Here is a 21,095-nt window from a genome sequence, read left to right on the forward strand (position 1 = left end):
GGGGCCGCTCGCGCGTCAGCGGCGGTCGAGACCGGACAGGCGCAGGGCGACCCGGCGGCGTACGGCGGGTACCTTCCCCGCCAGGCCGAGGGCGGTGTTGCGGATCGGCCGCAGCGCGGCCGGGGCCGTCCCCAGATCGGTCAGCCGGCCGGCAGTGGCGACCACGGTCCGGGCGGTATTGCGCCGGGCCGCGGCATGCTCGTCCAGCAGGCTGTCCGGCTCCCCCGCCAGCACCCGCGCGAGAACCCGGCCGGTCGTCACCGCATCCTCGATACCCAGGTTCATGCCCTGGCCACCGGCGGGCGAATGCACGTGGGCGGCATCGCCGGCCAGCAGGATCCGGCCGTGCCGGAAGCTGTCGGCGATGCGGTGGTGCACCCGGAAGCGCGACCCCCACACCACATCGGAGACCACGGCGCGCTGCGCCCGCGGACCGCGTTCGTCGAGCAGCCGCTGCACGAAGGCGGTATCCGGTTCGTGCGGCGCCTCGTCGACGGTCGCGACGATCCGGTACCTGTCGTCGGGCAGCGGGGCGACGACCACCAGTCCGGCCGGCGAGAAGTAGAGGATGACCTCGCCGCGCGGTAGACCACCCGAGATGTGCACATCGGCGAGGCTGAAGGATTCGGCGTAGCTCCCGCCGGTGAACCCGATCCCGGACCGGTCGCGCACCCGACTGTGCATCCCGTCCGCGCCGATGAGGTACCGGGCCCGCAGCTCGGCGCCGTCGGACAGGGTCGCGGTGACCAGGTCCGCGTCCTGGGCGACGGCGGTGACCGTGGCCGGGCGCCGCACCGGAGTGCCGAGATCGGCCAGTCGTTCCAGCAGGAACCGCTCGGTATCGGCCTGCGAGATCATCAACGTGTAGGGGTAGGCGGTCGGCAGTTCGCCGAAGCCGACCTCCATCAGTACCGTGTCACGGTCGCGGACCGTGAAGGCCGGCGTGTGCACGCCGCGCGCCACCAGGGTGGAGGTCACGCCGTAGGGCTCGAGCAGTTCGAGGGTGTGCGAGTGCACCACCGCGGCGCGCGACGTATTGGCACCCGCGCTCTGATCGTCGACGATCACCACCTCGTGACCCAGTTGCCGTAGGACGACGGCGGCGGTCAGACCGACCGGGCCCGCCCCGACGACGAGGACGTCTGCGATTGCGTTCGACATTGCCCGTTACCTGCTCTCCCGCGAGGTCAACACTTGTTGGCATTGACGATAGCGCGCCCCCGGAGCGATGTCAACGCATGTTGGCCTACACTCGTTGATATGAGAAGGACCTCGACGGAAACGAAGGCCGCCATCCTCGCCGCGGCGCGCGAACGATTCGCCGCCGACGGCTACGACCGCGCCACCATCCGTTCCATCGCGGCCGACGCCGGTATCGACCCGGCCATGGTGATGCGGTACTACGGCAACAAGGAACGGCTGTTCGCGGCCGCGGCGGAATTCGACCTGGAACTTCCCGCGCTGCGGGAGCACCCCCGGGACGAGATCGGCGCCGCGCTGGTCACCCATTTCCTCGAACGCTGGGAGCGGGACGAAACCCTGCTCATCCTCCTGCGCGCCGGAGTCACCAACGATGCTGTCGCCGAACGGATGCGGGAGATCTTCGCCACCCAGCTGGCGCCGGTGGTCGCGGCCGCGGGCATAGACCCCCGGGACGGACCGACCCGGGCCGGCCTGGCCGCCTCCCAGATCCTGGGCATGGCGCTGTGCCGGTTCGTGCTGGCCTTTCCGCCGCTCGCGCAGATGACACGACAGGAGGTCGTCGACTGGCTCGGGCCGACGATTCAGCGATACCTCACCGGGACACCCGGCTCGGCGCTCACCGCGGCCGCGCCGGCGCCGCCGCACCGGCGGCAGCCGTGATCTGAGCCTGGTAGCGCTCGATGAAGGGCAGCACCTGCTGCGCGATCACCTTGTTGTACTCGGCGGGCCGCTGGCGCGGGTTGGCGTGACCGGTACCGCGCGGCTTGACCACCAGCAGATTCCCGTCGACGCCGCCGACCTGGTCGATCAGCACCTGATGGGTGTGCGCGACGTCCACCACGCGGTCCCGGGTGGCATCATGCGGCCGGATGAAGACGATGGCCGGCCGCGGTTTGCCGCGCGCCGAACGCGACAGCGCCCGCAGATCGTTGGTCGCGCCACCCGCGACGATCGCCAGGAACTGCGATTCGATCAACCCGTTGCTGGCGGCGTCGGCGTTGAAGATCTTGTCCCGCAACACCTCGTCGACCGCCCCGCGGAGTTCGGCGAAGCGGAGACCGGGCACCCCGCTGTAGTCGAGGAACGCCTTGCGGCGGGCATACGTCTCCACCGCGATCCGCAGTCCGCGGCTCTCCCGCGCACCCGGCAACCAGCCCATCCACCGGACCATATCCTGGCCGAGACCGCGACTCTCGGGCCGCACGGCGTCGAGGTCGAGCGGGGTGCAATCCAGGAGTACCCCGACCAGCCGCCGGTCGCTCCCGGTGTGGATGTGCCGGGCGACCTCCAGCGCAATCACACCGCCCATACTGTGCCCGGTCAGCACGATGTTCCGGACGCCCGACATGACCGCCGCGCGAATGACCAGATCGGCGATCACTTCGGTATCGATACCGCGGTTGTCGTACCGAATCGCCCACACCATGCCCATCTCGCGCAGTGCGGGCAGCGCGGCCGCTGTCGCGCTGGCGTTCAAACCGCCCAGGCCGACCAGGTCGACGACCGCGGTATCACGGCCGGCCGGGGCAGCCGGGGCGGCGACCGGTAACAGCGCAGGCTCGGTACGGGCCAGCCGCGCCCGCTCCGGCGTCACATCGTGCTCCCAGTACTGCGCGAACGCGACCATCGCGATCATCAGTAGTACGGCAACCCGCAACAACGCCAGCCTGGTGCGACGCAATACCTTCCACCGGTTGCCGATACGCGTCTCGCGCCACCGGGCTCTACGGCGTTCGTCGCTCCAGTCACCGACGGTGGACGGATGCCATTCGTCCATCGGCGACATGGACTCCACTGTATGCGTTCACCCGGCCCGCGCCCGGAGAGCGCGCCCCGGTTGCGCCGCCCGTCAGCCTTTCGCGACCCCGTCGACCAGCAATCGGCGGATCGCCTCGTTCAATGCTGTGATGGAGTTCTCGTCCGGGTCGCGCAGCCCGTGCACGACCCCGGCGAGCAACATTCCGGTGACCGCCCGCGCCGTATTGCGGGCGTCCAGATCCGCGCGCAGATAGCCGAGTTCCACCCCGTGCTCGAGGTAGCCCGCGGTCAGGGCGTCGGCGGTATCGAGCAGGCCGTAGAGGCGCCGGGTGAGTTCGTCGTCGATACCGGTCGCATGGAAGAGCAGCAACTGCGCCACCCGGCGGTCCTCGATGAGGATATGGGTGAGCGCGATACCGATCCGTTCGATCTGTTCGCGGTACTCGTCCAGGGTGCGCGCGGCATCGGGCGCGTTGTCGGTGCCCAGCGCGGCCACGATGCGGGCGGCCAGATCATCGATCACATGGTCGATGATGTCGCGCTTGTTGCTGAAGTACCGATAGAAGGTGCCGTGCCCGATTCCCAGGTGGGCGGCGATATCGGCGATACCGGTCGAGTGGTAGCCGCGCTCCGCGAAACAGACGAAGGCGGTATCGATGATCTCCTGCCGCAGTTCCGCCTTCCGGCGTTCGGCCCGCGTCGATGGCTTCGTCACGCTCACGATGATACGGTCATCAGCAACGGAATGATGTGTCATTCTGTGATGAGTGGTTCATATCGCTGGGAGGTTCGACGTGGCACCTCGATACGACGCCGTCGTGATCGGTGCGGGATTCGGCGGAATGGGAGCTGGTATCCAGCTCGACCGCCTGGGGCTCGGCAATTTCGTGATCCTCGAACGCGAGTCCGATCTGGGCGGCACCTGGTTCGTCAACCACTACCCGGGCCTTGCCGTCGATATCGCCTCGGTGACCTACTCCTACTCCTTCGAACCGAATCCGTTCTGGTCACGGTTGTTCGCCCCCGGCGCCGAACTCAAGAAATACGCCGACCATGTGGCGGACAAATACCGGCTGCGCGACCGTATGCGTTTCGATACGACGGTCGAGGGCGCCCACTGGGATGCCGAGCAGCAGCACTGGGTGGTCACGGTCGCGGGTGGTGAAACGCTCACCGCCCGCTATCTGCTGACCGCGACGGGTTTCCTGTCCCAGCCCTACACGCCGCCGTTCCCCGGAATCGACAGCTTCGCGGGCACGATCATCCACACCACCGCGTGGGACGATGCCCACGATCTCACCGGCCGCCGGGTCGCGATCATCGGCACCGGCGCCACCAGCGTGCAGCTGGTACCCGAAATAGCCTCCCGGGCGAGCGAACTCACTGTCTTCCAGCGCACTCCGATCTGGGTGGTTCCCAAGATCGATATGGCGATTCCGCCCGCCGTGCAGCAACTCTTCGCGCGCGTACCGCTCACCCAGAAGGCCGCCCGGATGGTCAACACGACCATGCTGGAGGCCCTCATGGTCGTCGGTGTCCTGCACTACAAGCAGGCCCGGCCCTTGAACAAGGCGGCGGCGCTGCTGGCCAAAGCTCATCTGCGCGCCCAGGTCCACGATGAGCACCTCCGCGACCAGTTGACGCCCCGATACGATTTCGGCTGCAAACGCCCTACCTTCTCCAACCACTACTTCGCGACGTTCAACAAACCGCACGTCCGGTTGGAGACGAACGCGATCGAGCGAGTGGAAGCCGACGGAATCGTCACCGCGGACGGTACGAAAACCTCCGTCGACACCCTCGTCCTGGCCACCGGATTCAACCTCTGGGACGTGAATTTCCCGGCCCTCGAGATCATCGGCCGCGACGGCGTGAACCTCGGGAAGTTCTGGCGCGAGAACCGGTTCCAGGCCTACGAGGGCATCACGGTGCCGAAGTTCCCCAATTTCCTGAGCCTCAACAGCCCGTATTCCTACAGCGGGCTGTCCTACTTCACCACCATCGAGGCGCAGATGAAACATATGGGGCGGCTCTTCGGCGAGTTGTTCCGCCGGAACGAGACGACCTTCGAGGTCACCGAACGCGCCAACACCGAGTTCCTGGAGCGGGTGACCGGCAAACTCGAATCCTCGGTGTTCTACGGCGGCGACTGCGCCACCGCCCGCAGCTACTACTTCAATCAGCACGGCGAGGCGGCGCTCCTGCGCCCCACCAGCACCGTCAACGCCCACCGCGAAGCCGTGCGGTTCCCGCTCGACGATTACGCCTACGGCTCGATCGGCTGAGCCGGCCCCGGCGATTCGCACACGGCACCCCGGGCGGGAACGCTGTGCCGTCGCGATGACCCGAGACCCGGCCGCGCACGGCCCCGGAGACGGCCTTGTGACCGGTGGATAAGGCCCCGATCGTTCCTTGTGACCTCACGCAGAATCATCCGTATACGCGGTTCGCGGGGACCGCTAGTATCGGTGCGCGTCGTAAAGTAAACCGCCACGCGCGGAACTGAGCCACGGCCACAAGCCAACGGAGACAGTTCGTCCGAGCGATCACCACGCTCACTGCCTCCGGGTCGCCCGGCCGGCCGTGCCGCGGTGGCCGCTGTCCACCGCGCGAGTTTCGCCTATCACCCTGGGCGACCGGGCACCCACGGCACCACGAGTGCCGCGTCCATAGCCGGGTCGCTTCCCGCTGTCCGAAAGAAGATTGTGTTCAGAGTTTCCACCCGAATCCTGATCTTGCTGTTGACTCTCGTATCGGTGGGGTTGTTCGGCGTCGAGGCGAAAGCCGAACCGCTGTATCCCCAGCCCGATCCGGATCCCTTCTACGCCGCGCCCGACAACCTGGGTGATCTGCAACCCGGTGACGTGGTGCGCACCCGAAAGATCGATACCGGCCTCTACCTGGGCACCGAAGGCTGGCAGGTCGCGTTCCGATCCACCAACTCCCAGGCCGAGCCGATCATGGGCGTGACGACCGTACTCATGCCGGTCGGTGTGGCGAACCCTCCCCTGGTCTCCTACCAGGCCTTGATCAATTCGCTCGGCACCCGATGCAACCCCTCGCGGTCCCTGTTCAACGGGGAACTCCAGGACGCGGTCGGGGCGATGCTGCCGATCGGTCGCGGCTGGGCCATCTCGGTGCCCGACTATCTGGGCCCCAATGTCGCCTACGCCGCGGGCCGGCTCAGCGGGATGGTGACCCTCGACAGCGTGCGCGCCGTCCAGCGGGTCGCCGAACTCGGCCTGGCGGACGCACCGGTCGCTGTCGCCGGATACTCGGGAGGCGGCCTGGCAACCGGATGGGCCGCGGCGCTGCAGCCGTCCTACGCCCCGGAACTGAAGATCGACGCCGTGGTCGCGGGCGGGATTCCGGCCGATCTGGAACAGATGGCGCTGGGGCTCGGTTTCGCCCCGCACCCGGGATTCGGCCTGGCCTTCGCCGCCGCCATGGGACTGGAACGCGAATACCCGCATCGGCTGCCGATCTCGGATCAGCTCAACGAGAACGGCCTCTGGTTCCGCGAGTTCACGCACGACGCGTGCCGCCGGTTCCTGCTGTTCCACGGCGCTTTCCGCAGCGCCGAGCAGATGGCGGCCTCGAAGAGCCTGATGGACAGTCCCGAGGCGCGCGACGTGCTGCACGAGAACAGCCTGCGGTACTTCGACGGTTTCCCGGCCATGCCGACCTATCTCTGGCACGGCCGATTCGACACGCTCACCCCGTACGACGGAATCGCCGAATACGCCGGCCGGGCCTGTGCGGCCGGGGCACCGGTAAAACTCACCACCTATGACATCGCCGAACATATGACGGCAGCGGTGGCGGGTTTCGCCGACGCGTGGAAGTTCGTCGAAGCCCGGTTCCGCGGTGAGCCGGTATCCGAGGGCTGCTGAGCGACACAGCCGAGAGAAACCGCGCGGTGCGGACCCCGCCCGCGCGGTTCTCGCCGCGTGACCGGAATCTCGGGCCGGTGTTCCCCACGCCGGTCGGCACCGCACATCGCGACCGGCCGTCTCCGCCGAGCAAAGAGCGACAGGGTTCCGGTGAACCCGCGGGCCGCGAAATAGACTTCGTAAATCATTGCCCGCAAAGGAAATCCATCAGCGATTCAGCACCGTCGCGTTCCGATTCTCGGTAAAGTCGTTGCCCCGCCGGAGCGAGAACAACTGCGCAGTGGTTCAATTCTCGCAGCAAGCGCTCGGAATTCAGGAGGTCAACGGATGGCAGTGCGTTACTCGAAACGGGATCAGACCAAACTCGTCAACCGGGTGAAAAAACTTATCACCCAGGGCAAATCGCTCAATGCGGCGTGCACTGCCGTCTCCGAACGCGAAGGGGGCCAGCCCGCGACGAACACACTCGCCAATTGGGTGAAAGCCGCGGGACTTCCCGCGATCGAGGCAACCCCGGAACCCGCTCCGGAACCCGCCCCGGAACCGCGCAAACGCCGGCGTCGCACCGCCCCTGCGGTCGCCTCCGATTCCACCCCGGCCGCCGTGATCCCCGCAGCGGAACCCGAGCAGCAATCGACGGCAGCGACGCAACCGGAAGCGACCTCCGAGAGCACCGAAGCCCTCGGTGCCGGTGAGATCTCCCAGCCGCTCCCCGATTCCGATACCGCGCCCGCAGCGGAACTGGTCCACGTCCGATCCACCGATACCACCGTGGATTCGACCGCCGACCTCGATGATCTCCTCGATGAGAACCTGCGCCTGCGCACGGCCCTGACCGAGGCGAATCGGGAGATCCGCGCCATGCGCGATCTGCTCGTCGTCTACGCCAGCCGATGAGCCGATGCCCGTCCGCGTCCTCCCCACGCGGACGGGCGAACACCCCGCCCGCCGAACCCGATTCATATGACCGGACCCGGCCGCCTATCTGCCAACAGCCGGATTCCCGGCGAGGCCGCGGGGCGCTGTCGTCCATTGTTTCGATGCCGGGCCCTCCCGGCGGGGACGCCGGATCCGGCAATGCCACACAGGTCTCCTACGTCCAATAACCGAGACTTGTCGCTCATCCGGTCGGCCTGTTCCCGAATCGACCGCACGCGGGCCGCCGGGCAACCGAACCGGAACCCGGATCGTTTCCGCGGCCGGATTCAGACCGCACTCCGGCCGGTGATGAGCGGCGCGATATGCCGGTGCGCGAATTCGGCCAGCCGGTCTCCGGATTCGAGGTCGACGACACCCGCCGGCTGCAGGATGAGCGAGTGGACGATCCGGGCGGCCAGCTCGACACGGGTGCCGAGGTCGGGAATATCCGGTAACCCCAATTCCCGGACGGACCGGGCCAGCAGCGCGGTGGTCACGGTGATCGCCATGGTGAAGTACGGACCCCCCTCCGTGGTGAGCTGCGGTAGCAGCCGGCCGGGTTCGACCGCGAGAATCCGGTTGACCAGCCGGTGCTCGCGCCATCGCGTGATCACGGTGACGAAGAGATCGGCGACCACGGCCTCGATCTGCTGGTGACGCGCGGGAATCGCATCCAGTTCACCGAGCAGCGTGCGCACCTCCCGGGTGGTGACCGCACGGACCAGATCATCGCGCGACCCGATGCGCCGGTAGATGGTGCCGCGATCGACCTCCGCCCGGCGGGCGATATCACCGATCGTCGTCTTCTTCACGCCCAGTTGTTCGAACTGTGTACGCGCCGCGTCGAGGATGCGCTCCTCGATCTCGTCGGGGAACGGGTCTTCCGAGGTAGCGGTGGGGGCGGACACGGTACCACGCTAGCAGCGCAGCCCCCATTTGCAACAAATTGGAAGATTTTGTTGCGACCACATTGCAAGGCAATCTGTTGCATTGTACGGTTCAGGGCATGGCTGACGACAGTGCACCGACGCGCCCCTACCGGGAAGAAGCGCACGCGATCCACGCGCGGGATGTCCACTTCGATTTCTCGACCGTCCCGATGCACTACATCCCGGGCGAGGTCCTGGCGACCCATGTCACCAATGTGATGCATCTGGTGCTCCCCGAAGGCGAACGTGCCATGGCCGCGTGCCTGGCCGAGGCGTTACCGTTCATCGCCGACGAACGGCTCCGCGAGGAGGTCACCGGCTTCATCGGCCAGGAGTCGATGCACGCCGGCAGCCACGAAGGCGCCCGCAACCATCTGCAGTCGATCGGGCTGGATGTCGAATCCTATGTCGCGAAAATCGGCTGGCTCGTCGACCGGCTCCTGGGCGATCACGGATTGGCCGGGCGCGCCGAAGAGGAGTGGCTCAAAGAACGGCTCGGCCTCTTCGCCGGGATGGAGCATTTCACCGCGGTGATCGGTGAGTGGCTGCTCGAATCGGAGGTCCTCGCGGAACTCGGCATGCATCCCACCATGCTGGATCTGGTGCGCTGGCACGGCGCCGAGGAGGTCGAGCACCGCAGCGTGGTGTTCGACGCCTATATGCATGTCGACGGTGGCTACGCACGCCGGTTCCGCACCGGCCTGCTCGCCAGTGGGATGCTGCTGCCACTCTTCGTCATCTCCACCGCCTACCTCTACCGCAAGGATCCGAGCCCGGCCAAGGGCCGCTTCTGGGGACAGCAGTTCCTCAGCGCGACCCTGCGCGGGGTCATCCCCAGTTTCACCACGTTCTTCACCGAGATGCCGCGCTATCTGCGGCCGGACTTCCATCCTTCGCAACTGGGGTCGATGGACAACGCCCTACGTTATCTGGCGCACTCCCCCGCGGCCCGCGGATGAACACCGCCGAAGCGGCTCCGTCGCCGAGTCTGCGCCTGCTCGCCGCCGCCGTGGACGTCTACAAGAAGGTGTTCACCAATCCGGCTCTCTCCTCGCCCAACCCGGTGCGGCGCAGTGGTTTCGACCTGGATGTCACGATCGAGTCGGTGCGTACCGAGGCGCAGGATGTGGTCTCGCTGACCCTGGTTCGCCCGGACGGGCAGCCACTGCCCGCCTGGCGGCCCGGTTCGCATGTGGACGTGTTCCTGCCCTCGGGTAAGCAACGCCAGTATTCGCTGTGCGGCGACCCGCAAGATCTGTCCCGCTACCGCATCGCCGCGCGCCGGCTTCCCGGCGGGGGCGGCGGATCGCTGGAGGTCCATGCGTTGCGGCCCGGTGCCGCACTGCGGATCCGGGGCCCCCGCAACGCTTTCACCTTCGTGGACTCCGCGCCCCGGTACCTGTTCGTAGCGGCGGGCATCGGCATCACGCCGATCCTGCCGATGACGCATGCGGCGGGCGCCCGGGGACGGCTGGTATATCTGGGCCGTTCCCGGGAGAGCATGCCGTTCCTCGGCGAACTGCCCGACGGCGCCGATATCCGGCCCGACGACGAGTACGGACCGCCCGATATTCCCGCGATACTCGCCGAGGCGCCGGCGGGGGCGGCGGTCTACGTCTGCGGGCCCCTGCCCGTGCTGGATGCCGCCCAGCGTTGCCTGTTCACGCTGAATCCGACCGGCTCGCTGCACACCGAGCGCTTCTCGGCCGCACCGGTTGCCGACGGCCGCGAATTCGATCTCACCCTGGCGGCCTCCGGCCTGCACCTGCGCGTGGACGCCGCCGAAACCACACTCGACGCCATCCGGCGGGTGCGGCCCGATACCGCCTTCTCGTGCCGCCAAGGATTCTGCGGGACCTGCAAGACCAAGGTCGTGGCCGGAACCGTCGACCACCGTGACCGTTCTCTCCCCGACACCGAACGCGCCGATCACATGCTCGTCTGTGTGTCCCGGTCCGCGGGCGGGCCGTTGGTTCTCGATCTCTGAATGCGAAAGGCCCCCTGCACCGTGCTCACCCGATTCCCGCTCGTCGGCGCCGACGACACCTTCCTCGACACTGCCGCCCGGCGGTACACCCATGTGGTCGACATCCGGGCCTCGGCCCGGCAGGTCTGGGACACCCTGACCGCCGACGACGCCCTGGTGTCCTGGTCACCGGTGATCACCGCCGCCCGCTGGACCACGCCGCGCCCGTTCGGCGCCGGCACCACTCGCGAGGTCACCCTCGGCGGCGTTCTGTGCCTCGACGAGCGCTTCTACCGCTGGGAGGAGAACTCGCGGATGACGTTCACCGTCGACACGGCATCGGTCCCCGGTCTGCGCCGCTTCGCCGAAGACCTCAGGCTGCTCCCCCTGGGCACCGGCACCCGGCTGGTCTGGACTTTCGCCCTGGAAGGGAATCCGCTGCTGCAGCCCTTACTGACCGCGGCGAGCCCGGTCAACCGCCTGGTCACCAAGTCCATTGCCGAGGGCATCACCCGGCGGGTCCGCGCGGAGTCGGTGGGAGCGCGGCGATGACGCGTTACGTCCGCCGGCCGCACGTATCCGCTTCGAAGGAGACTCGATGAGCGAGCACCACAGCATTGTCGTCATGGGGGCCGGGTTCGGCGGTATCGGGCTGGCGATCGCCCTGCGGCAGGCCGGTTTCGACGATATCGTCCTGCTCGAGCGGGCCGCCGACCTCGGCGGTACCTGGCAGGCCAATACCTACCCGGGCTGCGCCTGCGATGTTCCGTCGCAGCTGTACAGCTATTCCTTCGCGCCCAATCCGGACTGGTCGCGGATGTACGGGCGGCAACGGGAAATTCTCGAGTACCTCCGCCGCGTCGCCACCGACCACGATGTGGTGCGCCATATCCGGTTGAACACCGAACTGACCGGGGCGCGCTGGGACGAGAAGCAGGCGCAGTGGCATATCGAGACCTCCCGCGGCGCGCTCACCGCGGATTTCTTCGTCTCCGCCGCCGGTGTGTTCGCCGAGGCCAAGTACCCCGCCCTGCCCGGTATCGACACCTTCGAGGGCACCGCCTTCCACTCCTTGCACTGGGACCACGACCACGACCTGACCGGTGAGCGCGTCGCGGTGATCGGGACCGGGGCGTCCGCGGTCCAGTTCGTGCCCGAGATCCAGCCGAAGGTCGCCGCGCTGACGGTGTTCCAGCGCTCGGCGCCCTGGATCGTGCCGCGGATGGACCGGCCCACCCTCGGCCTCGAACGCCGGCTGCTGCGGCGTATCCCGCTGGCGCAGAAGGCGATCCGCGGCACCTGGTACACCCTCATCGAAGGATTCGGGCTCGTCGGCTTCGTCGACAATCGTTTCCGGCACCCGTACGAGATGCTCGGCCGGCTGCAACTGCTGCGCCAGGTCCGCGACCCGGAGCTGCGCAGGAAGGCCACCCCCGATTACGTCATCGGGTGTAAGCGCGCCATCTTCTCCGACGCGTACCTGCCCGCCCTGGACCAGAACAATGTCGACGTGGTCACCGCCGGAATCGCGGAGATCCGGCCGCGGTCCATCCTCACCCGGGACGGTGTGGAAATCCCGGTGGACACCATCATCTACGGCACCGGGTTCACCCCGATTCCCACCGCCTTCGAACGGATCATCGGGCGCGACGATCTCTCGATCGCCGACCTCTATCACCAGGAGCCGCAGGCCTATCTGGGCACCGCGATGGCCGGGTTCCCGAACTTCTTCTGCACCCTCGGCCCCTTCGGCGCGGCCGGTAACCAGTCCGCGATCTTCATGCTCGAATCGCAGATCGCTTACATCGTCGATGCCCTGACCACCCTGCGCGACCGCGGCGCCCGCCGGGTCGAGGTCCGCCGGGAAACCCAGGACGCCTTCCTCGCGGAGATGGCCCGGCGCAGCGCCGACACGGTCTGGCTGACCGGTGGCTGCCAGAGCTACTACACCACTCCGGACGGACACAACGCCGGGCTCTACCCGAGCTGGAGTTTCGAATACCGCCGCCGCACCAAGCAGTTCGACGCCGAATCCTACGAGGTGGCCCGATGAAACCACCACTGCCCGCGGCCCTGGACCGGCTCACCGGGCCGGCCTACGACGTGCGGGGCAAAGTCGTGCTGGTCACCGGCGCCGCCCAGGGTATCGGCCGCGAACTCGTCACGATCCTGCACCGGCGCGGCGCGGTGATCGTGGCGGTCGATATCGACGCGACCGCCGCCCGGCGCGCCGCGGACGAACTGGGCTCCCGGGCCCACGGGATCGGCGCCGACGTCACCGACCGGGAGCGGATGGAGCAGGTGATCGCCGAGGCCGCCGATCGCTTCGGCCGGCTGGATGTCATCGTGGCCAACGCCGGTGTGACCCCCGTGCCGGCGACGCTGCGCACCATGGAACCGGGTGATTTCGACCGGGTGCTGAATATCAACCTCACCGGTGTGTTCAATACCGTGCATCCGGCGCTCGACCATATCGTGCGTACCGGGGGTCATGTGGTCGTGGTGTCCTCCTGTGCCGCGTTCGCGCCGGGTATGGGCGGTTCGCCGTACATGATCAGCAAAGCCGCGGTCGAACAGCTCGGCCGGGCGCTGCGGGTGGAACTGGCTGCCTCCGGCGCCACCGCCGGGATCGCCTACTTCGGTCTCGTGGAGACCCCGATGACCCATGCCATGCTCGATGCCGACGATCTCGGCCGCCGGATCAACGATCTGCTGCCGTGGCCGCTGAGCGTGCGGATCACGGCGGAGCAGGCCGCACGCACCATCGCCGACGGGATCGCCCGGCGCGCACCGCGCACCATCGCACCCAGCGGATGGCAGCCCTACGCGCTGTTCCGGGGCGTGATCAACACTGTTCTCGACGGCCGTCTGGCCGCGGATGCGGCGGTGCACGATATCGTTCGCGCGATCGAGAAACGCCGATGACGCCCTCGGCGGCGCGGGGCTCGTGGCAGGCCCGCACCGTCCGGCAGGTATCCGCGCTCACCGCCCGGCGCCTGATCGCCGCCGCACCGGTGAACGCCCACACCCTGCCGCTCGCCCGCATCGTGCTGGACCGGGCGCTACGCGCCGCCGCACCCATCCTGCGCGGCACCACGGCCGTACCGGTTCGCGAGGGCCGGGTCCGCGGTGAATGGGTGCGCGGGCCGCGGGCCACCCGCGACGACGCCGTCGTCCTGTACGTACACGGCGGCGGGTTCGTCGCCGGATCCGCGGCGGGATATCGCGGTGTGGCGGCGCGCCTCTCCACCGCGACCCGGCTGCCGGTCTTCACCCTGGACTACCGCCTCGCGCCCGAACACCCCTACCCCACCGCCCCGCAGGACCTCGCCGCGGCGTTCCGGTGGCTCATGGCCCACGGGCACTCGCCCGGCCGGATCATCGTCGCGGGCGATTCCGCCGGCGGTTTCCTCGCCGCCGATTTCGTGATAACTGGCACCCGCACCGGTACCCCGGCACCGGGCGGCGTGGTGCTCTTCTCGCCGATGGCGGACCTGACCCTCGCGGTGGCAACAGGTTACGACGGCGGCCGCGCGGACGGCCTGCTGTCGGCCGGGCTGTCCCGCCGCGCGGTCACCCATTTCACCCCCGATCCGTTCGAACTCCTACCCGTCCGCGGAAAACCCCTGCCGCCGGCCCTGATCCATGCCAGCGATACGGAGTTCTTCGGTGGCGACGCTGTCACCCTCGCCGAACGGTGGGCCGCCACCGGCGGCGTCTGCGAGCTGCAGGTCTGGCGCGACCAGATGCACGCCTTCCAGCTCCTGCCCGCCCTGGTTCCCGAAACGCGGTTCGCCTACCGCTCCGCCGCCCGCTTCGTATCCGCTGTTCTCGATTCCGCCGCTGCCGCGGTCTGATGATCCTGCCGCGGCCGCGGTGTGACCCGGAAAGGCTCCTCTGTTGAGCACAGTTCGTTTCGACACCCTGCCCGCCGCATTCCAGCACACCGCCGCGGTGAAGCCGGCCGCGATCGCGCTCCGCACCCCCGGCGATACGCACACCCTGACCTGGGGCGAGTACGCGCGCCAGGTGCGCGGTTTCGCCGCCGGACTCGCCGCGCTCGGCGTCGCCCGGGGAGACACCGTCGCGCTGATGATGGGCAACCGCCTCGATTTCTACCCGCTAGAGGTGGCTGCCCAGCACCTCGGCGCGACCTCCTTCTCGGTCTACAACACCCTGCCCGCCGACCAGCTGGGTTACGTTCTCGGTAACGCCGGTGCCCGCGTGGTGATCTGCGAACCCCAGTATGTGCCGCGACTGCGGGACTGCGGGGTCGACATCCAACACATCGTCTGTCTCGACGACGCCCCACCGGGGACCCTGCCGGTCGCCGGCTTGATCACCATCGGCCGCGCGGATTTCGATTTCGACGCGACATGGCAGGCTGTCCGCGCCGGCGATGTGGCGACCCTGATCTACACCTCCGGTACCACCGGCGCCCCGAAAGGCGTGGAGACCACCCACGCCAACCTGCTGTTCCAGGTGTACGGCATCGCCGAGGTCCTCGGCATCGAATTCGGCGACACCATCACCTCGTTCATGCCGTCCGCCCATATCGCCGACCGGCTCACCGCCCTGTACACCCAGGAGGTGCTCGGCATCCAGGTGACCTGTGTGGCGGACCCGAAACAGATCGCCCCCGCCCTCGCCGATCTCCACCCCACCATCTGGGGCGCGGTGCCCCGGGTCTGGGAGAAGATCCGGGCCGCCATCGAATTCAAGGTCGCCGCCGAGCCCGACGACACCCGGCGGGCGGCCGGACAATGGGCGCTCTCGATGGCTGCCACCCGCGGTGAGTACGCGCTGTCGGGTCGTCCGCTGCCCGCCGACCTGGCCACCGAGTGGCAGCGCGCCGACGAACTCGTCCTGCGCGGGCTGCGGAAAGCTCTCGGCTTCGACCGGATGCGCTGGGCCCTTTCGGGCGCCGCCCCCATCCCACCCGCAACCCTGGCCTTCTTCGCCGGGCTCGGCGTACCGATCACCGAGATCTGGGGGATGTCGGAACTGTCCTGTATCTGCAGCGTCAGCCACCCCCGCGAGGTCCGGCTCGGCACGGTCGGGACACTGCTGCCGGGCATGGAATCCCGCACTGCTCCCGACGGCGAGCTCCAGGTCCGCGGCCCGCTGGTGATGCGCGGCTATCGTGGCCTCCCCGAGAAGACCGCCGAGGCGATCGATGCCGACGGCTGGCTGCACACCGGCGATATCGTGACCGTCGACGAGGACGGCTACCTCACCGTCGTCGACCGCAAGAAGGAAATCATCATCAACGCGTCCGGTAAGAACATGTCGCCGACGCATATCGAGAACACCGTCAAGGCGGCCACACCCCTCATCGGCGCCATGGCCGTGATCGGCGACGGGCGCCCGTACAACACCGCGCTGATCGTCCTGGACGCCGAAGCAGCCGGGCCCTACGCCGAACAGCACGGACTCCCCGACGCCGCACCCGCCGCCCTCGCCACCGAACCCTCGGTGCTGGCGGCCATCGAAGCAGGCATCGCTGCCGGGAATGCGCACCTGTCCCGCGTCGAACAGATCAAACGCTTCACCGTCCTGCCGGTCTTCTGGGAAGCCGGCGGCGACGAGGTCACACTCACCATGAAGCTCAAACGCAAAGCCGTGGCGGAAAAATACGCGTCCCGGATCGAGGACCTCTACCGCGCCGACCCACCCGCCGAGGTCCGCGAGCCCCGCCGCGAGGGTGCGGCGGTGAATCGATGACGTTCACAGTATTTCTCACCGATAGTGTGACGCCGGCGCCGGATCGCGGTGCAGGCGTTGTTCCAGCAGGGCTTGTTCGGCCGGATTACGGGTCAGCGCCAGCGCGCGCCGATCGGCGTCGGCCGCTTCGCCGGCCCGGCCGAGCTGCCGGAGCAGTTCGGCGCGGGTGGCGTGCAGGAGGTGATAGCCGGCGAGCCGTCCGCTGAGCTCGTCGACAGTGGCCAGCGCCGTTTCCGGCCCCTCCAGCTGCGCCCGGGCGATGGCCTGGTGCAGCCGGATCACCGGCGACGGGGTCATCGCCGACAGCAGCTCGTAGAGGACGACGATCTGCGGCCAGTCGGTAGCGGCCCACTCCGGCGCCTCGACATGGCAGGCGACGATCGCCGCCTGCACCTGGTACGGGCCCGGGCGCCGCATCCGGCCGGCCGAGACCAGCAGCTCGGTCGCCCGATCGATCAGGGCGTGATCCCAGCGCGAACGATCCTGGTCCCGGAGCAGCACGATACGACCCGCACCGTCGAACCGGGCCGGCGCCCGCGCACGATGCAACCGGATCAGCGCCAGCAGGCCCATCACCTCCGGCTCACCGGGCAGCAGCCGATCGAGCAGCGCCGTCAGCCATTCGGCATCGGCGGCCAGATCGAGATCGCCGGCCACCCCGGTTGCCAGATATCCCTCGTTGAACAACAGATAGATGACCGCGAGAACCTCGTCGAGACGTTCGGCGAGCTCATCGTCCGACGGTGTCCGGAACGGGATACCGGCCTGCGATATCTTCCGCTTGGCCCGGGTGATCCGCTGTGCCACAGCGCTTTCCGATACCAGGAAGGCCTTGGCCAGCTGCGCGGTGTCCAGTCCGCACACCATGCGCAGGGTCAACGCCACCTGGGCTTCGCGGGAGAGCGCCGGATGGCAGCAGAGGAACATCAGCCGCAGCCGGTCGTCGGTTTCCGCCCGGACCGGCCACCGCAACTGCCGGAGCTTGTCGCGATAGTTGGCTTCCCGGCGCAGCAGGTCCAGGCCGCGGCGCCGGGCGACGGTGAACAGCCACGCCTGCGGATTGTCCGGGACTCCGTCCCGGGGCCAGGTACGCAATGCCTTCTCCACCGCATCGGACACCAAGTCCTCCGCGGCGGCGAAGTCGCCGAGCAACACCACCAGCGACGACGCCAGCCGGCTGCCGTGCTCGCGGAGCACCTCGGCGAGTACCCGGCCGGGGTCGGTGCCGGTCACATCAGGACCGGGCGGATCTCCACCAGCGGACAGCCCGGCCAGGTCCGGGCCATGGCAATCGCCTCGTCCAGGTCGGCGACCTCCGCCTCGACATAGCCGCTGACGATCTCCTTCCCCTCGACGAACGGCCCGTCGGTGATGATGGGCCCGCGGTCGCCGTCGAGCCGGACCGTGGTGGCGGTCTCGCCGCCGGTGAGTTTGCGATTGTGCAGGATCTTGTCACTGTGCTCGGCCAGCCAGGCCCGGACCCGGCCGACTCCCGCTTCACGCGCGGACTCGTCCATGGCGTCCCACGCCTTCTCCCACTCCTCGGTTTCACAGAACATCAGCACGTATTTCATGCTCGAACACCTCCTCACCCAGTAGACGATCGGCGGGCCCGCATATCCGACATCACGACCGACAGGATCCCGGATCGCGCTCCGGTCTTCCCGGATGTATATCCCCGGTCGACCAGTGGCCGCCGACTTCTGCTTCACCTCGGTGTACTCCGTCCACGAGTCCGGTCAGGTGGAGCTCGGGAAGACCGAGGCGCGGCGGCCTACGTCACCGACGCGGACCCCGCGGGCCGGTCCGCCGGGTTGCGCGAACGGCCCTTTCCTCCGGTGCCGGCCGGTAGCCCGGCGCCGGCGGCCGAAGACGGCGAATACCGGTTTCGCGATCATCCATTCGCCGAATCGGTAGTCGGCCCCGCGCGCCAGGCGGACGGCGAGATCCGGCCGCATCCGGACCAGATAGCTACGTGCCTGCTCCGCGTGCATCGGGTTGGACACGATCTTTATCGGATCCGCATCCTCGATCAACGGGATAACGGCCTCGATGTTCTCCCACGTTGTGCGCGAACCGGTTTCGAGAACGACCGGTCCGCGGTAGCCGCAGGTGTGCGCATACTCCGCCATGAGCTCGGCCTCGCTGATCGGACCGCCGACCGCGCCGCCGCAGAACACGATCCGGCTACCGGCCATGTTCCGGCCCCGGGAGCGCAACCCGGCACGCACCCGCCAGCGGTTGAGTATGTTCGCCTTCGACCCCGAATTACGGCAGCCGAGCACGACGATCACTTCCTCCGTTCCCGCCGGCGAACCGACCAGGGTGTGCGACGAACGCCAGTTCTCGTATTCGCCCCACAGCAGCGCCACCACTCCGGACAGCAGCAGGATCCGCGATACGTTCACAGCGGTCGAAAATAGCAGGACGGAGCCGATCGGCCGAGGAGGCGACCACTGTCCGCGCAGCCTAGTTTCGGCGGGTTCCCCGCTCCGCTCCCAGATGGGAGGTGAGTTCGGCCGCCGCGATCCGGCCCGCCCGGTTCGCGCCGATGGTGCTGGCCGACGGGCCGTAACCGATCAGATGGATCCGCGGATCGCCCGCGACCTGTGTCGCCGATCGGCCGGTCATGGTGATACCGCCGCCGGGTCCGCGTAACCGCAACGGCGCCAGGTGGTCCAGGGCACTGCGGAAACCGGTGGCCCACAGAATCACCTGGGCGGGCTGGAAACGTCCGTCGGCCCAGCGCACGCCGTCGGTCTCGATATGGTCGAACATCGGCAGCCGGTGCAGGACGCCGCGCTCACGGGCCGCACGCAGCCGGTCGGTCAACGGCAGGCCGGTCACCGAGACCACCGAGCCCGGCGGCAGCCCGTGACGCACCCGGTCTTCCACGACCGCCACCGCGCGACGGCCCGCATCCGGGTCGAACGGGGTCTCCCGGAACGCCGGTTCGGATCGGGTCACCCAGGTGGTGGTCGTCACCCGGGAGATCTCGTCGAGCAACTGCACCGCGGAGATCCCGCCCCCGACCACCACGACGTGCTGTCCGGCGAACTCCTCGGCATTCCCGTAGTCGCGGGTGTGCAACTGCCGACCGGCGAAGACTTCGGCGCCACGGTAGTGCGGTACGAAGGGATGTTCCCAGGTCCCGGTGCCGTTGATCAGCCCCCTGACCCGGAGCGTCCCGGCGTTGTCGGTTTCGGCGTGCAGCAGACCGTCGCGCTCGTGACGATCGCAGACCACCCGCACGGTCACGGGTCTGCGCACGCGCAACTCGAAATGCTCCTCGTAGCGCCCGTAGTAAAACGGCACCGCCGTCGCGGCCGGAATCTCGGCACCGTCGCTACCGGCGACCGCAGGCGGCAGGTTCTCGGTGAACGACATACCCGGCAGATCGTGGACCCGGTTGACGGTGCTCAAGGTCAGCGACGGCCACCGGAACTGCCATGCGCCGCCGGGCCCGGGAGCATGATCGACGACGAGGAAATCGCGACCGGGCACCAGCCCGCGGCGGCGCAGGTGATACGCGGCCGACAACCCGGACTGCCCGGCGCCGATCACCAGGATCTGGAAGTCCGGCCGTACCGGATCCGCCGCCTCGGGCATCATGATCGCCGATGTTAGTCCGGGCCGGTGGGACCGCACCCGGCCCGGTTCCCCAGTGCGCCGATCCGATCAGCCGCTGCGCTCGACGACTCCCGAGCACGGCTCGCGGATTCGTGGCTCAGCGCGTAGATCCGGATACGAGCGCGCAGCGACTCGGCCGCTGCCCGCCGCGCACTGGCCGAGGCCCGGCAGGCCGGGATCGGCTGCCGGTGCCCGGCCACCGGCGCGCTGTTCGGTCCGCGGGCCGACGCGATCCGGCGCCGGGATCACCGTCCGCACCGGACCGAATAGTCCCGAATGTCCAGAATTGCGGGGACACAAGGGGATTCGCGTCCACGCGAGAATTGCGCGACCGGATCGGCCGGTTGACCGGGCGCCCTCCCCCGCGGCACCCCCGGCGATCGGCCGGCCCGGGCGCCGTACTACTCTTCTCTCTTCGAAGCCCGCATTTCTTCGCGGGGGTTGCCGGCGGTCCTTCCCGCCACCCACTGTGCACAACACCACACCACATCCTGCTCGTTCCGGCGCGTCATTAGTTGATTAGCGAAAGCAACTGCTTTAAAGTTGATTAGCGAAAGAAACTATTCACCTCTTGGAGTCACAGTGCCCATCTCATCCGACACCGCGAGAAACCTCCTCGGTGAGATGTTCCATATCGGCCGAGCCCTCCGCAGCGCCCTGTTCTTCACCGACGCAGGTCAGCTACCCCCCGGCGGGCTCGGCGTCCTCACCACACTCGATGCCGCCGGCCCCTGCCGGCAGGTCGACCTCGCCGCCGATATGCGCATCACCCAGTCGGCGCTGAGCCGGCATATCACCGAGCTGGTCAGCGGTGGCTATATCAGCCGCCGCGCCGACCCCAGCGACGGTCGCGCCGCGCTGGTACAGCTCACCAGCGACGGCCGGGATCTCCTGAACCGGGCGCGGGAAATCCACACCCGGCACTTGCAGGAAACCCTGGACGACTGGTCCGAGGAAGACGCCGAACAGGCATTCCTGGCCGTGCAGCGACTCCGTAATTCCCTCAACGCTCGCTCTCGCTGCGCCGCGACGAGCGAGGATGCGCAGATTTCGAAAGAGAGAAACGATGTCTGA

20 protein-coding genes are annotated in these 21,095 nt (G+C 68.3%); 12 read left to right on the forward strand and 8 right to left on the reverse strand.

Annotation, left to right across the window (positions count from 1 at the left end; all coding sequences use genetic code 11):
- Positions 1–15: 15 nt before the first annotated feature.
- Positions 16–1,161 carry an FAD-dependent oxidoreductase gene (locus tag ACIA75_RS21930; RefSeq protein ID WP_397106819.1) on the reverse strand — a complete coding sequence of 382 codons (1,146 nt, stop codon included), beginning with the start codon at positions 1,159–1,161 and terminating at the stop codon, positions 16–18.
- 99 nt (positions 1,162–1,260) lie between these two features.
- On the opposite strand from ACIA75_RS21930, the gene ACIA75_RS21935 reads away from it, so the two are divergent.
- Positions 1,261–1,863 (forward strand): TetR family transcriptional regulator, encoded by a 603-nt coding sequence (locus ACIA75_RS21935; RefSeq protein WP_397106821.1) that lies wholly within the window; start codon positions 1,261–1,263, stop codon positions 1,861–1,863.
- Here the strand turns inward: ACIA75_RS21935 and ACIA75_RS21940 are convergent.
- Together ACIA75_RS21940 and ACIA75_RS21945 are read right to left on the reverse strand one after the other, a co-directional pair.
- The gene (locus tag ACIA75_RS21940; protein WP_397106823.1) at positions 1,820–2,989 is read right to left on the reverse strand and encodes an alpha/beta fold hydrolase; all 1,170 of its coding nucleotides are present in this window, start codon (positions 2,987–2,989) and stop codon (positions 1,820–1,822) included. The two genes, ACIA75_RS21935 and ACIA75_RS21940, sit on opposite strands and share 44 nt — an antisense overlap.
- A gap of 63 nt (positions 2,990–3,052) precedes the next feature.
- A complete protein-coding gene (locus ACIA75_RS21945) occupies positions 3,053–3,718 on the reverse strand; it encodes a TetR/AcrR family transcriptional regulator (protein WP_397106826.1) in 666 nt (221 codons plus the stop codon).
- Between the two features lie 37 nt (positions 3,719–3,755).
- Here ACIA75_RS21945 and ACIA75_RS21950 point away from each other — a divergent pair, with 37 nt between their 5' ends.
- The 3 genes from ACIA75_RS21950 to ACIA75_RS21960 all read left to right on the forward strand — a co-directional run bounded on the left by ACIA75_RS21950 (position 3,756) and on the right by ACIA75_RS21960 (position 7,751).
- Positions 3,756–5,246, forward strand: a complete 1,491-nt coding sequence (locus ACIA75_RS21950) for a flavin-containing monooxygenase (protein WP_397106828.1) — start codon at positions 3,756–3,758, stop codon at positions 5,244–5,246.
- Between the two features lie 453 nt (positions 5,247–5,699).
- The gene (locus ACIA75_RS21955; protein ID WP_397107970.1) at positions 5,700–6,854 is read left to right on the forward strand and encodes a lipase family protein; all 1,155 of its coding nucleotides are present in this window, start codon (positions 5,700–5,702) and stop codon (positions 6,852–6,854) included.
- 327 nt (positions 6,855–7,181) lie between these two features.
- Positions 7,182–7,751, forward strand: coding sequence for a hypothetical protein (locus tag ACIA75_RS21960; RefSeq protein ID WP_397106830.1), 570 nt, complete (start codon positions 7,182–7,184; stop codon positions 7,749–7,751).
- Between the two features lie 308 nt (positions 7,752–8,059).
- Here ACIA75_RS21960 and ACIA75_RS21965 read toward each other — a convergent pair whose 3' ends face one another.
- Positions 8,060–8,680, reverse strand: coding sequence for a TetR/AcrR family transcriptional regulator (locus ACIA75_RS21965; protein WP_397106832.1), 621 nt, complete (start codon positions 8,678–8,680; stop codon positions 8,060–8,062).
- A gap of 98 nt (positions 8,681–8,778) precedes the next feature.
- On the opposite strand from ACIA75_RS21965, the gene ACIA75_RS21970 reads away from it, so the two are divergent.
- The 7 genes from ACIA75_RS21970 to fadD11 are packed head-to-tail and all read left to right on the forward strand — an operon-like array spanning position 8,779 to position 16,391.
- A complete protein-coding gene (locus tag ACIA75_RS21970; protein WP_397106834.1) occupies positions 8,779–9,660 on the forward strand; it encodes a metal-dependent hydrolase in 882 nt (293 codons plus the stop codon).
- Positions 9,657–10,688, forward strand: coding sequence for a PDR/VanB family oxidoreductase (locus tag ACIA75_RS21975; RefSeq protein ID WP_397106836.1), 1,032 nt, complete (start codon positions 9,657–9,659; stop codon positions 10,686–10,688). The genes ACIA75_RS21970 and ACIA75_RS21975 overlap by 4 nt, the downstream gene beginning before the upstream one ends.
- Positions 10,689–11,219, forward strand: a complete 531-nt coding sequence (locus tag ACIA75_RS21980; RefSeq protein WP_397106838.1) for an SRPBCC family protein — start codon at positions 10,689–10,691, stop codon at positions 11,217–11,219.
- A gap of 46 nt (positions 11,220–11,265) precedes the next feature.
- The gene (locus ACIA75_RS21985; protein ID WP_397106840.1) at positions 11,266–12,720 is read left to right on the forward strand and encodes a flavin-containing monooxygenase; all 1,455 of its coding nucleotides are present in this window, start codon (positions 11,266–11,268) and stop codon (positions 12,718–12,720) included.
- Complete coding sequence (locus tag ACIA75_RS21990; RefSeq protein ID WP_397106842.1) at positions 12,717–13,592, forward strand: short-chain dehydrogenase/reductase; 876 nt, start codon at positions 12,717–12,719, stop codon at positions 13,590–13,592. Before ACIA75_RS21985 ends, ACIA75_RS21990 begins: the two co-directional genes overlap by 4 nt.
- Complete coding sequence (locus ACIA75_RS21995; RefSeq protein WP_397106844.1) at positions 13,589–14,524, forward strand: alpha/beta hydrolase; 936 nt, start codon at positions 13,589–13,591, stop codon at positions 14,522–14,524. Before ACIA75_RS21990 ends, ACIA75_RS21995 begins: the two co-directional genes overlap by 4 nt.
- 40 nt (positions 14,525–14,564) lie before the next feature.
- Positions 14,565–16,391, forward strand: coding sequence for a fatty acid--CoA ligase FadD11 (gene fadD11 / locus ACIA75_RS22000; RefSeq protein ID WP_397107972.1), 1,827 nt, complete (start codon positions 14,565–14,567; stop codon positions 16,389–16,391).
- Positions 16,392–16,406: 15 nt separating this feature from the next.
- Here the strand turns inward: fadD11 and ACIA75_RS22005 are convergent, their stop codons facing one another.
- The 4 genes from ACIA75_RS22005 to ACIA75_RS22020 all read right to left on the reverse strand — a co-directional run bounded on the left by ACIA75_RS22005 (position 16,407) and on the right by ACIA75_RS22020 (position 20,003).
- Positions 16,407–17,624, reverse strand: coding sequence for an RNA polymerase sigma factor (locus ACIA75_RS22005; RefSeq protein WP_397106846.1), 1,218 nt, complete (start codon positions 17,622–17,624; stop codon positions 16,407–16,409).
- Positions 17,621–17,965: a YciI family protein gene (locus ACIA75_RS22010; protein WP_397106848.1), complete on the reverse strand. Its 345-nt coding sequence runs from the start codon at positions 17,963–17,965 to the stop codon at positions 17,621–17,623. Before ACIA75_RS22010 ends, ACIA75_RS22005 begins: the two co-directional genes overlap by 4 nt.
- Before the next feature lie 165 nt (positions 17,966–18,130).
- Complete coding sequence (locus ACIA75_RS22015) at positions 18,131–18,799, reverse strand: YdcF family protein (protein ID WP_397106850.1); 669 nt, start codon at positions 18,797–18,799, stop codon at positions 18,131–18,133.
- Between the two features lie 61 nt (positions 18,800–18,860).
- Positions 18,861–20,003 carry an NAD(P)-binding domain-containing protein gene (locus ACIA75_RS22020; RefSeq protein ID WP_397106852.1) on the reverse strand — a complete coding sequence of 381 codons (1,143 nt, stop codon included), beginning with the start codon at positions 20,001–20,003 and terminating at the stop codon, positions 18,861–18,863.
- 600 nt (positions 20,004–20,603) lie between these two features.
- Here ACIA75_RS22020 and ACIA75_RS22025 point away from each other — a divergent pair.
- A complete protein-coding gene (locus ACIA75_RS22025; RefSeq protein ID WP_397106854.1) occupies positions 20,604–21,095 on the forward strand; it encodes a MarR family winged helix-turn-helix transcriptional regulator in 492 nt (163 codons plus the stop codon).

The sequence above is a fragment of the Nocardia sp. NPDC051750 genome, from assembly GCF_044453135.1.
GTDB lineage: Bacteria > Actinomycetota > Actinomycetes > Mycobacteriales > Mycobacteriaceae > Nocardia.